The sequence below is a fragment of the Enterococcus mundtii genome (genome assembly GCF_002947535.1).
Lineage (GTDB): Bacteria > Bacillota > Bacilli > Lactobacillales > Enterococcaceae > Enterococcus_B > Enterococcus_B mundtii_B.
This window is the reverse complement of the sequence record NZ_PUAP01000017.1, coordinates 35,994-49,322: the sequence shown is the minus strand read 5'-3', so window position 1 is coordinate 49,322 and position 13,329 is coordinate 35,994. Positions and strand designations below refer to the sequence as shown.

The window sequence follows — 13,329 nt, the reverse complement described above, 5'->3', positions numbered from 1 at the left end:
ATGAAGAAAATCTATGATTCAATGAAGGATCAAAATGCTTGATTTAAAAACGCTAAATAACCATAAACCATTGATATAGCAAATACGATCAAACATTGAATCAACTTTATTATTTGTCTCATGTCTTTACTTGCAACGGGATAGGGAGGCGAAGGATGGATAAATTGAAGCAATCCAGGGGGGAGATGCTCTTAGAGGATATGATCTTAAGAGTATTCAGGAAATCGTTGATTCAATAAAAGCGGGAATGATGGATTGTCACAGTTACTCTAAATAGATTTAATCGAAGAAATGATTATTAGTGAGTGTAGTTGGGGTTACGGTCACGCATAGTTGCGCTGCCGTCTATCAATGATAGACGTTTGTTTAGAATGGTAGCTAATCTTGTTGAGACATGTAGATAAAATTTTTGTTACAGAGGTTTGAGTAGAAAATAGTGGAATCTAAAATTGATCTTATAAGGTCGGAGCTGAAGTGTCCAAACGAAATAAGCCATCATTCATGAAAAATTGTATTTTGCAAATTTTTATGAATGGTGGCTTATTTATGAAAATGGTGTTCGGAAATAGTATGTATTCATTTTTGAAGAGATTACGCATGATCATTGGCGAAAAAAATCAATTAAAGAAAGTTGACGAAAGAAATTTGACTGTGATCATTATGCGTATTGAAGAAAATCACTAGCTTCTTAGTAAAGCGAGTATGGTGATTTTATGAGAATAAACCAAAAGAAGTAAGATTATCATGTCAATCTCGAAATAAAAAACAACAAAAAGTACTTGAAAAAAATAGCTGTTAAAAAAATAGCTGGTTCTTTACTACATTATAATTCATGAAAATTTTATTCGTTTTTCATGCTATAAAATTAAATAAGAAGAAAATGGGAGATAAAGCGAATTAGCGCCTCATGATTAACGTTGATATAACAGCTTTTTTTACTTTTAATTGAATTTATAAAATCACTTGTTATTTTTAAAAGTCAAATGATATGCTCTGAAAAAAATTAATCCTTTTTCAGTAAATGAGAAATTTTTTTTAAAAATAACTGGATTTAACATTATACAATACAAAAAGAATCAAGCAAGCAATAATAATTATCAATCAGTTAATTTTGTTGTATGAAGCAGAAGGGAAGATAAGATGAAAAAAAATATTGTTATGTGTGTTGCCGCAATGCTTCTTTTTTCAGGGATAACTTCTCCATTGTCAACCGTCGTACAGGCAGTGGACGCTGAAAATGACCTAGTCACTCTATCACCCACAACTCAAACAGAAGAGTCGACTGATCAAGCCGTGCAAAGTGAAGAGACAGTCACACAGACAACAGAAGCAGTAAAAGAGGAGGTGAAACAGTCAGAGACTCAAGAATCGACGGCTGAAGAAAAAAGCTTTACTTTGACTTTTATGACAGATAGCACTCATTTATTCGAATCAGGAGCGGAAGTTAAAGAAGCAATAGTTAAGGAAAATGAAAAATTAGCAAGCAGTGATATCCCGAGTTTTGCGGTTGAGCAATCATTGAGCGGTTGGGAAGTTGAAGGCAAACTTTATACGAATGAAGAACTCAGCCAATTAACAGTGACGAAGGATCTACAACTAAAAGCAGTATTCAAACAACAAGTATTACGTGCTTTGAAAAGTACAGATGCGTCGATCAAAGATACGATTGCTACAGCGGATAAGACGAAAGTACTTGTTGTACCAAATCCCACAGATAGCACGCAAGCTTACCAGACATATGCTGCATCAGATGCCGGAGTAAAAGCGGCATTAAATGATTTGTATCATGCTGGCAATATGCAAGATTATGTCCTGTATATTGGATCAAACGTCACATTAACAGCTGCTACAGTAGCTAACAATATTCCAAGTACGGTCGATGCAACTAACGCTACGTTTGCTTCATTAAAAGATAAAGTAAATAAACTAGTGATCACTGGCCATTCAGATGATCCAATCACACAAGATTTAACGGTACCATCTGGTGCAAAAACACTTGCTTTTACAGCGAATGCTTACTTTGGTTCAACGATTACTTTACGAAATATTAGCTATACCGGCTCTTACTTCTATATGAATGGCCACAGCTTGAATTTAAATGGGGGCGCAAATGGTAATGGTATTTCGATTTATGGTGGAACAAATTCAGGAGATGTCGTAGGTAATCCGGTGATCACTATCAATACGACAGGTTCTTATACATGGAATATCTATGGTGGTAATCAAAATGGTGGCACACTGAAAGGGAACACGAGTATCGTCATCAACAATACGAACGGTGGGATCAATACACTGGCAGGGGGAGCTAATATTGGTACCATTGATGGAAACGTCTCTACGATCATCAATAATGCTGGCGGACGAATCACGAATTTATACGGTGGTGGCAATGGAACCAGTGCGACAAATACAGCAAATGTTACGGGAACTGTATCTACAACTATCGGGATTACAAATAGTGCAACAGGGTTTCAATTAAGTACCTATTATGGTGGTGTCATCTACGGGAACATTGGTGGAAAAGTAACCAATAACATTTCCGGTTATGGTCGTTGGTACGGCGCAGGGGAACGATTCATCGGTAGGTCCTCTCGAGGAAATATCGGAACCAATCGTTCAACTGACGGAATCGAAACAAATTTGGATAGTAGTTTATACAGTGCTGGACGGGCAGAATTTGAAGGCGGCAATCGTTATACCGGTACGGTCACTGGGAATATCACAAATACGATCAAAGCAGGAACCCCCTCTGCCGGTGGAATCAATGACTTCAATGGGGGAGCTGGCAATAACGTTGTTAAATTCAATAAAAGTGGGATTGGGGCATCAAATGAAACAACCTATGATGCGTATACACCACAACAAAGAGCTGATTTAGCCAAAGCTGCGGCAGAGTTCAAAGTCTTCGGTAACATCACCTCAAAATTAGTCAGTGGTTCATTCAATAATGGCGCAATTTGGACAACAGCAGCAGGTCGCGGTGGCTACATCGAAGGCAACACAACGATTGAAGTTGGAACGGCTAATGCAGATGGTTCAATCGGCGGAGCTGGCTTTGCCTATTCCGGATCAATGCCAACCGATTTAGCCTATTCGACCACGAAGAAAAATCGTGGAGAAGCTTCGGTTTGGGACATTGTAGGTGGAGGTGGCTATCCTGCTTCAAATGATACATGGGACATCTATATCAAAGGAGATACACAAACAATATTAAACAATACCGTAGCACGATGGACTTATGGTGGTTCTTATTCAGGGGTTATTGAAGGAAATAGCTCAAACATATTGAATGGTGGAATCGCTGATACGTTAGAAGGTACGGGCTATGCAGGTACACGTGTGTATGGTAACGGACAAACCATCGTCAATGATGGTCAAGTAGACTGGTTCTTGTCCGGTGGCGGATGGGATGACAAAAAAATTGTCGGAAACGTAGGAGTGACCGTTTATGAAGGAGTCATTAATGCTTCAATGGGTGCATCCTATGGCGCAAGTGCTGGACATACTGTCACTGGGAATTCAGATAATCGCATTTATGGGGGGAACTTCTCTGGTACTCCGCGAACTGGTTCTAATGGCTTTTCCGGAGGTATCACAAACTATGGGTCACTACTTGGAAATGCTAGTTTACTCATTGATTTACGAAACTATGATGGTGAATTCAAGTTGCCAGGTAACACGTATATCACAGGTGGACGACCGTATGGACAAAATACGAATTTGGGGACAAATACGGACAATACGATTACGTTGAATATCTTTACCAAACCAGGTGTGGATTCCTTAAATGGTGCGAGCATTTATGGGGATGGTGGTAGCAATGCTGCGTACACCAAAAATGGTTCGATCCAGATGAATATCCAAGCGGAGGGTTCTAGTATCGGTAATCTGTATGCTACACAGTATTCCAATATCAGCAGTGGGAAAATTTTGCGTAATGTTACTGCTAATGTTCAAGGAGCGGTCAGCATCAATGGTTTATCCGGTGGTGCAGCCAGTGATAACTTTACGAATACGATCGCTAGTGCCAGTACAAACAAAGTCGTGTTCAATTTTGGTGAAAATGTCGATGGTACAAACAACTATCAAACAGATCCAGTCAATCTAACTGGTTTAGGAATCGTCAATTTCACTGAATTAAATGTAACGAATGGATTGAAATTAATGGCAAATGGCGGAAATATCAAAAATGGTTTATCTGCGACTGCTGCCAATCATGCAACGACCTATCATTCATTTGGGAACATCCATCTGTCAAAAAATGCTGGGATCGGCGTTTCAACTTCTAGTAACTTAATTTCAGCAGCTAAATTGACTATAGAAGATGAAGCCACTTTAGAAACGATTCCTGGAACAGGAAAAGTCAATATTTCAGATGTCGAATTTCCTGATCCTACAAAAGATGAACTAGTCTGGATCAAGTCAACTACTGGAGATTCAGCCATGCAAGTAGACAGTACGGGTACCTGGTTCGGTGCAAATAAAGCCTATCAAGTTTTGACGATCAATCCAACGATTGCCAATGCTACAAAGCTAACGCCTTTGAATTTCAGAGGAACTGAAAAAGCAACTGGGAAAAGTTTCATCGGGGATAACGATGTCTCAAAATCCGGTAGTGGTTATGGTATCGCGATACCTGGTTCAGTAATCGATTATGAAGTAGAAGATCCTGGTATCGCGCAAGGCGAAGGAAGTATTTTTCATAATGTCAGTGAAGTGAAAGAAGGGAACGCGCCGTTAGTCTTGGATGCGTGGGGAACAGAAACCGCAGGTACAAAAGTTCAAAAAGGACGCTTGGTGATTCCATCAGGAAAAGGTATCACACCAAAATTGAGCTTTGAACCAGAAACACAAACAACTGGTTCATGGTTGTACCATGCAGAAATCATCAGTACAAAAAATGGAGACACGCCTACAACGATTGCTGAACAAAAGGATTCTTCAACGATCGATTGGCAATCGCCAGATAGCGAATACAGTTATGAAGTCAAAGTGAAGTACTCGAATGCAGCTGAGCTTTCTGCTAGAAATGTGATCATTTCAGAAAAAGAAGCACAAGATTTAGTCGATAAACAATCGATTTTATCATTGATGGAAGCAGAGGGACGTCCATTCTTTACGGATTCGATCACGGCTGATGTGATGGATGAAATCAAGCAACCACTAGCAGCAGATGAAGTTTCCAGAAAACATGTCATTGATTACAAAGTCGGTACGACGGGGAATGAAAAGGAGCAACAAGCAAACTTGATTGTTGTAAAAAATGAAGCAACGATTTCGACAGATCGCAGTTTTGCAGTCTATGCAAAAGATATTCGGATGAGTTTGTCTGATGCTAATGCGTTGACGTCTCAACAAGAGTTGAATCAACGAACACTGGCACAAGTGATCCTAGCAGATGGCAGTGGAAATCAAGTACCAACGTTGACAGACGCGACGTTTTCAGCAATCAAGGATACGACAGAAGCGGAAGTTTTAAAAAATGTTTCAACGACGTACAGCTATCAACTAAATGGAATAACAACTGAAAAGATAATCAATGTAGCAATTACAGGTACATTAGAGCTAAAAGAAGTACCAAACGCGATGAATTTCGAGACACAAAAAGTTAAGACAACGACTCAAACGTATTGGCCATTGATCGAAGGGAATTTGATCGTGAAAGATACAAGAGGTTCTGAACGGGACAGCTGGCAATTGACAGTCACTGAAAAACAACCTTTGACTTCTGGGACAACCCAACTTTCTAATGCACTTTCATTTACAGACGGTACAAAGAATACCGTACTCGGACCAAATGCAGTGATCGTGGAAGAAAAGACACTAACGACAAATGGTGAATATCTTGTCAATCAAGAGTGGGGACAAGCGAACAACAAAGGAATCAAGTTAACTGTTCCTCCCGAAAAACAAAAAGTCGGAAGTTATCAAGGAACGTTATCATGGTCATTGGTTGCCGCCCCTGGTAACCCATAGAAAACACGACGATAGAGAATAGGTGGGAAAGATGAAGAATAAAAGGTGGAAGATCCTTGTCTTGTTAAGTCTTCTTTTTAGTCAAGCACCAATTGGTTTAGCAGAAGAGCAATCAATCAAAAGTGAAGGTGTCACAGGGTTTTATGGCACCTATGAATATCCTGAAGATGAAACTAGCAGTTCTGAAGAAGGAGTGGGTGAGCCAACTTCACCCAGCTCTACTCAAGACGATCAAACGGCCTCTAGAAAAAATGGAACAACTGTGGAGCAAGAGGCGATACAAGGAGATAGCAAACAGTTACCAAAAACTGGAGAATACAGGAGTAAACAATTTACGATTATTGGAAGTTTCCTTCTTTTGATCGTGTTGATAATTATTGTTATAAAAAGGAGAAGAAGAGAAAAATGAAAAAGACAACGTTGTTAACAGCTGGAATTATTTTATTTAGTACATTACTAGGAACAAGCACAGTATTTGCTGCAGATGAAACTGCAAGCTATGAAACAAACGGTGTGATTGCTTTTGAAGCAGATACCGATCCGACAAATCCGGTTGATCCAACTGATCCCACAAGTCCGGTAAAACCAGTTGATCCAACTGATCCAAATGGACCAAACCCAGGGACGAACGGACCATTATCAATTGATTTTGCTTCAAGCTTCCAATTTGGAAAACAAAAAATCACTACTGTCACAAAAGATTACTATGCGCAGGTCCAAACATTCGAAAATGGTACAGATGGACCGAACTACGTACAAGTAACAGACAAACGTGGAACACAAGAAGGTTGGAGCTTATCTGTCAAGCAAGATACGCAATTCAAAACTGCCGCAGCGGAAGAGTTATCGGGTGCAGTACTATCCTTAAGTAACGGTGCAAGTGCATCGATCATGGATGATCAATACAAACCAGATCTAGTGACACAAAACACATTGACTCCTGGAAGCGAATCAGTCTTGATGACTGCTGATGCGGGTAAAGGTATGGGAACTTGGATCTACAAATTTGGTACAGATGCAACAGAAGGCGCAACTGCTGTAAAACTTAACGTGCCAGGTAAAACGGTCAAATTAGCGAAAGAATATAGTACCACATTGACATGGAGCCTTAAATCCACTCCAGCACCATAAAAGAAAAAGGCAGAAAATGAATCACTTTGGGGGATTGTATGAAAAAAACAGTAAGTGGTTTAATGATCATTAGTCTTTTGACAGGAGTAACGGTTACCGTCCAAGCGGTCGATCAAGCGAAGTATACAAGTAATGGTACGGTCAATTTTATACCTGATACGGAACCAACCGATCCAGTCAATCCAATCGACCCTGATCCAGACAAACCGGTTCATCCAACTAATCCAGATGGAACGGACCCAGAACCAGGAACAAAAGGCCCACTATCCATCGACTTTGCTTCAAGTTTTGATTTCGGCATGAATAAGATATCGAATAAAACAGAAACCTATTATGCCAAAGCGCAAACTTATGTAAACGATGATGGGACACTTTCTGATCTAGTCACTCCAGATTATGTCCAAGTATCTGATCACCGAGGCAACAACGCTGGTTGGACATTAAAAGTATGTCAAAACGGTCAATTTCAGAACAATGATACATTAAACAAAACGTTGACAGGCGCGGTAATAGAATTACAAGATCCAGTAGTTAAATCAAATGCAGAAGGTGTGGCTGCACCGATTGCTACCACAGAGATCGCCTTAGATCCAAATGGTGCAGAATCGATTGTTCTACGGGCAGAACAAGATGCAGGTTCTGGCACATGGATCGAAGCATGGGGTGACAAAGTGGAGACAATCACAATGAAAGACCAAAAAAATAAAGACGTATCCTCAGTGGTTTCGAAAAGTGTTTCATTGACCATCCCAGGTAAAACACCGAAAGATGCAGTGACGTATTCAACAATATTAACTTGGAATCTATCCGATACCCCAGGAAATTAAGAATGGAGAAAATAAAATGAAAAAATCACAAATGATCTTATTATCAACAATGTTATTAGGTGGAGTATTCAGCACAGTTAGCGTAGCAGCAGCTGATGGTGGAGAGTATACTTCAAACGGTGTCATCAATTATGTACCAAATACAGAGACGACTGATCCAGTTGATCCACTTGATCCAGAACAACCAGTGACGCCAGTTGATCCAACAAATCCTGATGGTAAACCAAACCCAGGTACAAATGGCCCGTTATCGATCGACTTTGCTTCAAGCCTAGTCTTCGGTGAACAAAAAATCACGTCGAAAACACAAACATACTATGCGGCAGCACAAAAATATAAAGATGCAAGTGATGTTGAAAAAGAAGGACCAAACTTTGTTCAAGTATCTGACAACCGCGGAACTGAAACAGGTTGGACATTGAAAGTAAAACAAAATGCACAATTCAAAACAGCGGAAGATCAAGAATTGACAGGTGCGAAAATCACATTATCAAATGGTAATGTCGTGACTGGTTCACAATCAGCCAAACCAACAGGGGTTGCGAGTTTCAGCTTAGATCCAAGTGGTAGTGAATCATTAGTGATGAGTGCGAAAAATGGTGAAGGTGCCGGAACCTATTTGATGGACTGGGGAAATTCAGTGGATACTGCGAAAAAGAGTATTGCATTAGAAGTGCCAGGTTCAACGACAAAATACGCAAAAGCTTATCAAACAACGTTCACTTGGGTGTTAACAGACGCACCAGGAAACTAATAAAAAACAATTGTGGTCAAGACAAAAACGAAAGAAATTTTGTCTTGACCTCTAAAAATTCGGAATGGATCAGTAAAATTTGTTGCTTTACTAGGATAGTGCATTTCTGTCAGATCCACGCCCAACATCTAATTTATCAGGGAGTTAAAAAATTATGAAAAAAAGATTTATCCTTATTGTCAGTCTCATTGTTGCCATGCTAAGTATGTTTCCAGTTCCAACAACGTTTGCCTCAGAATTTAATTTTGCGGTTACCCCAGTGATTCCCGAAAATCAAATCGATAATGAAAAAACATATTTCGATCTAATGATGGAACCTGACAAGCAACAAACAATCGAAGTCCAACTACGCAATGACACAGACAACGATATCACGATCGAAACCACGATCAACAGTGCCACAACGAATTTGAATGGTGTGGTGGAGTACGGTGAAAATAAAATTGAACCCGATGATAGTTTAGTTTATAATTTAAAAGATTATGCAAAAGCAGAGCCAGAAGTGACGTTACCTAAACATGCGGAAGTGACCGTACCAATCACAGTCACTATGCCAGCAGAAACATTTGATGGTGTCATGGCAGGCGGGATCACTTTTAAAGAAAAAACGGATGAAACTCAAGGGTCTTCTTCAGAGGATAAAGGATTAGCCATCAAAAATGAGTACTCTTACGTAGTTGCATTATTGATCCGTCAAAATAGGACAGCTATCAAGCCTGATCTCAAAGCCACTAATGTGGAACCAGCCCAGGTCAATGCGAGAAATGTGATCAATGTGCATTTGCAAAATCCTCAAGCGGCTTACTTGAATCAATTGAATGTAGCAACAACGATCACGAAACAAGGATCAGATGAAACACTCTATGAGAGTCAAACGGAAAGTATGCAAATGGCGCCTAATTCTCACTTTGATTACCCAATTTCTTTAAATGGTGAAAAGTTGGAAGCCGGCAAATATACGATGAAGATGACTGCTTACGGTGAAAAAGCGGAAGACGGGGAATACAAAGTTAAAACTTCTAGTGGCTCTGAAGAAACCTACAAATATAAATGGGAATTTGAAAAAGACTTTGAAATCAAAGGCGAAGTTGCTAGAGAATTAAACGAAAAAGATGTGACGATCGAACAAGACAATACTTGGATGTATCTATTATTCGGTATCCTATTATTATTGATTCTTCTACTTCTAATTATTTTTTGGAAAAGAAAAAAACAAAAAGAAGAAGACGAATCTGAAAATAAATAATATCAATCCCTGATAAAAAAACGTCTGACTGATCAATTAGATAAGATCAGTCAGACAATTTTTGCTTGAAAACGTATGGTTTCACTAATTTAAAATGTTTAATCAAAAAAGGGGGAGAGAAATGAAAAAACAAAAAATCGCCATATTAGGAACACTGTTGTTCGCTGTTGTCTATTTTGAATCTTCCGTTTATATAGATGCAGAGACGATCATTTATGATCCGTTGAATCCAACAGAGCAAATTCAAATTCAACCAGTTACTCCCCAACCGCCTGTGGCGGATGAGCAAGAAGCAGAGGTTGAACACACTGAACAATCACAAGATACTGCAATTATAAATAACGAAAAGTCAGAAGTTGAAGAACAAGCGCAAGTCGAATTGCCTAATCAAGATTCTTCGATTCCTAAAAAAAAGCAACCAAGCAAACCCAAATCATTGGATAACCATGGTGATATTATTAGCCAGATTGCTAGTACATCGCGTAAAATAACCTTAGATGATCAATTTTTTTCTGATGATCACTCTCATAACCAAGTGATGTTGCCACAGTCGAGTGGTTCAGGTTCTGCTAGTTCAGATAATAGTCAAATGGCAGCAATGAGCTACTTATTTTCAGGTACGATACTCTATGGAGAAAAACCAGAAGGTAGAGGAAATCAAAATGTTCAAACTATTTTTAGATAAGCCAGCACAACGAAAGTTAGAGTTGCTACGTTATTTGGAAACAAAGCCACTTTTAATTGAAAATCATGAAAAAGTGCTGGAAGAATTGGATATCTCTTATTTTTTGCTGAATAAGTCAATGGAAGAATTGTCACATGATTTTGTGGACTATGGGCTAACGGATGAATTTCAACTGTTTTTCGAAGGAAATAACGTCCGACTGATTGAGAGTGGTCGAGGAAATTCGACGATTTTAGGAGAAATGTATGTCCGCCATTCCTTTGGTTTTTTGATGTTACAAGAAATATTTTTTGAAACGTTCGAATCTGTCAATGACTATGCGATCAAGAATTATATCAGTCATCCCCTCGTCTACCAAAAGCTGAAAGACATGCGTACGAGATTAGCAGATAAAGAACTTACAGTCACAAAAAAATTCTTACTAAGTGGGGAAGAAGGCTCTGTACGTGGATTGGTGACGTTTTATTTCACCAAATTATACGGACGGGCTTATTCGGTTTATCCATCGGAGATCACGAAACCAGTGGAAGAATTGATCCGGTTGCTTGAACCGAAATTCGCTGCTGCTTTTACAGGTTTTAGTGAAACAAAACTCCAACATTTTCTTTCAGTCAGCTTGATTCGAATAAAGCAAGGTTGGCGAATGTCCGAGAATAAAAAAAGTCAATTGACATTCAATAAAAAAATGTTAGAAACAAATGATTTCTTTCGAATCATCTTTTCTTGGCTTGAAAAAGAGGCAAAGATCGATACGGAAAAAGAGCTATATAGCGAAGCGCAACAGATCTTTGCTTATCTTGTTGTCGAAGGAGCAATCAATGAGCCAGAACTGATTGAGGGAGTGACACTAAAGGAAATACTTGCGTTGAATGACTTGTTTCTGGAAGAACTAGAGCGATCATTTATTCTCTCGGAGAATCAGCTAAAGGAAATCAGAAGACAGTTGACGGTCTTGCATTTGAAGATCAAATATTTCAAAGAAGAAAATATTGATGACAATAACAACCTGGATGTCACTTATTTTTATGAAATGTATCCAGAATATTTTTTGTTTTGCAGAGATTACATCAAAAAACAAAAAAAGAACAAGCAAATTTGGCGCGCAAAAGAATTTTTGTTCTTTCATTATGTGTTAGTGATGATGGATGTATTACCCATCGATCAGCAATTGAAACCGCTTCGTATTTGTATTGATTTTTCCTTTGGGCCACAATTCAATGCACTGATCAAAAATAATATCCAGAAAATCTCAGACTTGAATATCATCTACCAAACGAAGGCAGATGATGAAACAGATCTACTCTTAACAGATAAAGAAATCTGTTCTTCTGGAGATTTGTTCCAAATCATTTGGTTAGTTCCTCCAAGGGCAGTCGATTGGGCTAATTTTACGAATCAATTATTAAAGATTCGTAGAAATAAAATAACTAAAATGAATCCGAATAATTAAGTACGGAGGGTGAGTGTAATTACCACTCATAACAAAAATGCTAGAAATTTCATTGGTTTGCAGGGGAAAACATGATACACTAGATGTATTGTTTTTTGAAAGGATCAGTGGATATGAAGGGTGCAATATTTGATTTAGATGGACTATTAGTTGATACAGAAAAAACTTATCGTGATGGATGGTTATGGGGATTCAAGCAATTCGATATCGAAATACCTCAAGAAATCGTTGATACATGGGGTGGGAAAAATTGGAAACAAAGCTATGATTTGTTGATCGAAATGGCGGGAACACCGGAGATGGTACAAAAGGTTCGCGAAAAACGCGAAGAATATTTTTATCAACAACTGCATAGTGGCGCTATCCAATTAAAACCTCATGCAAAAGAAGTATTGAAAGAATTGCATGACCAAAAACTCATTCTTGGTCTCGCAACGACGACGGTAACAAAACGAGCAACCAATATTTTGGATCAATTTTCTTTGAAGCCTTATTTTCATACATATACCTTTGGGGATGAAGTGTCTGAAAATAAACCTTCACCAATTCCTTATCTAACTGCGCTAGAGCGGTCGGGATTGACAGCGTCAGAAGCCTTTGCAGTGGAAGATTCTTTGGTTGGTGCGACCTCCGCATCACGAGCAGGAATGGGTGTTGTTTTGATTCCAGATTCAAGCTTTGATCGGGCTTATACCGAAAGAGAAAAAGCAGATTTATCGATCTTAGCAGAAGGTACCGATCTTTTGATCGTGTTGGAGATGTTAGAAAAACAAAAAGGAAAAAAATAAGCGGCTGGAAATCCAGTGCCACCAACGATTTTTTTATTTATCAATCGACTGAGTGCTTATTTTTTTAAATTTCTTGCTTGACTTTTTGTTTTCACTTAGATAAAGTGTTCTCAACAACCAAATATGGATTCGTTGATAAGGAAAGTAAACTTGGAAACTTCAAAGAGAGGCTCTGGTTGGTGGAAAGAGTCAAGTAAGAAAAGTTGAAAAATGGCCTTGGAGAATAACTTGTCGATAAGTAGGCAAGTTCGGAAATGTCTGACCGTTAAAACGGACAACCAATCTCTCGTCAAGAGATGTTGGATCGAGGGAAGGAAACTTCCGAATAAAGGTGGTACCACGATACGTCGTCCTTTTATCAGTAGATTTATGCTGATAAAAGGATTTTTTTTATATATTTTTTGCGTTGAAATAGTAAGTACAAATACAAAAACCTTTAACAGAGAGCTTCGGTAGCTGAGAAGAAGCAAGG

At 38.8% G+C, this 13,329-nt stretch carries 10 protein-coding genes and 2 other annotated features (1 of these 12 cut by a window edge); all 10 genes read left to right on the top strand.

Features of this window, described 5'->3' with window-relative positions:
• Positions 1 to 546: 546 nt before the first annotated feature.
• The 10 genes from CUS89_RS16055 (at position 547) to CUS89_RS04915 (ending at position 12,857) form a co-directional block, all read left to right on the top strand.
• Positions 547 to 684 carry a hypothetical protein gene (locus CUS89_RS16055; RefSeq protein WP_181055312.1) on the top strand — a complete coding sequence of 46 codons (138 nt, stop codon included), beginning with the start codon at positions 547 to 549 and terminating at the stop codon, positions 682 to 684.
• A gap of 456 nt (positions 685 to 1,140) precedes the next feature.
• Entirely contained in the window at positions 1,141 to 5,976 is a 4,836-nt protein-coding gene (locus CUS89_RS04955; RefSeq protein WP_104871279.1) for a hypothetical protein, read from the top strand.
• Positions 5,977 to 6,007: 31 nt separating this feature from the next.
• Positions 6,008 to 6,385: an LPXTG cell wall anchor domain-containing protein gene (locus tag CUS89_RS04950; RefSeq protein WP_104871278.1), complete on the top strand. Its 378-nt coding sequence runs from the start codon at positions 6,008 to 6,010 to the stop codon at positions 6,383 to 6,385.
• Positions 6,382 to 7,107 (top strand): WxL domain-containing protein, encoded by a 726-nt coding sequence (locus CUS89_RS04945; RefSeq protein ID WP_104871277.1) that lies wholly within the window; start codon positions 6,382 to 6,384, stop codon positions 7,105 to 7,107. The genes CUS89_RS04950 and CUS89_RS04945 overlap by 4 nt, the downstream gene beginning before the upstream one ends.
• Positions 7,108 to 7,145: 38 nt before the next feature.
• Entirely contained in the window at positions 7,146 to 7,934 is a 789-nt protein-coding gene (locus tag CUS89_RS04940; protein ID WP_104871276.1) for a WxL domain-containing protein, read from the top strand.
• Between the two features lie 16 nt (positions 7,935 to 7,950).
• Positions 7,951 to 8,688 carry a WxL domain-containing protein gene (locus tag CUS89_RS04935; protein WP_104871275.1) on the top strand — a complete coding sequence of 246 codons (738 nt, stop codon included), beginning with the start codon at positions 7,951 to 7,953 and terminating at the stop codon, positions 8,686 to 8,688.
• A gap of 154 nt (positions 8,689 to 8,842) precedes the next feature.
• On the top strand, positions 8,843 to 9,934 hold the full coding sequence (locus CUS89_RS04930; protein WP_104871274.1) for a DUF916 and DUF3324 domain-containing protein: 1,092 nt from the start codon (positions 8,843 to 8,845) through the stop codon (positions 9,932 to 9,934).
• Positions 9,935 to 10,055: 121 nt separating this feature from the next.
• A complete protein-coding gene (locus CUS89_RS04925; RefSeq protein WP_104871273.1) occupies positions 10,056 to 10,619 on the top strand; it encodes a hypothetical protein in 564 nt (187 codons plus the stop codon).
• A complete protein-coding gene (locus tag CUS89_RS04920) occupies positions 10,597 to 12,069 on the top strand; it encodes a helix-turn-helix domain-containing protein (protein ID WP_104871272.1) in 1,473 nt (490 codons plus the stop codon). The genes CUS89_RS04925 and CUS89_RS04920 overlap by 23 nt, the downstream gene beginning before the upstream one ends.
• A 113-nt stretch (positions 12,070 to 12,182) precedes the next feature.
• The gene (locus CUS89_RS04915) at positions 12,183 to 12,857 is read left to right on the top strand and encodes an HAD family hydrolase (RefSeq protein ID WP_104871346.1); all 675 of its coding nucleotides are present in this window, start codon (positions 12,183 to 12,185) and stop codon (positions 12,855 to 12,857) included.
• Positions 12,858 to 12,980: 123 nt separating this feature from the next.
• Positions 12,981 to 13,215 (top strand) — a binding site (T-box leader).
• Between the two features lie 39 nt (positions 13,216 to 13,254).
• Positions 13,255 to 13,329: a binding site (T-box leader), on the top strand; it runs 165 nt beyond the window's last position.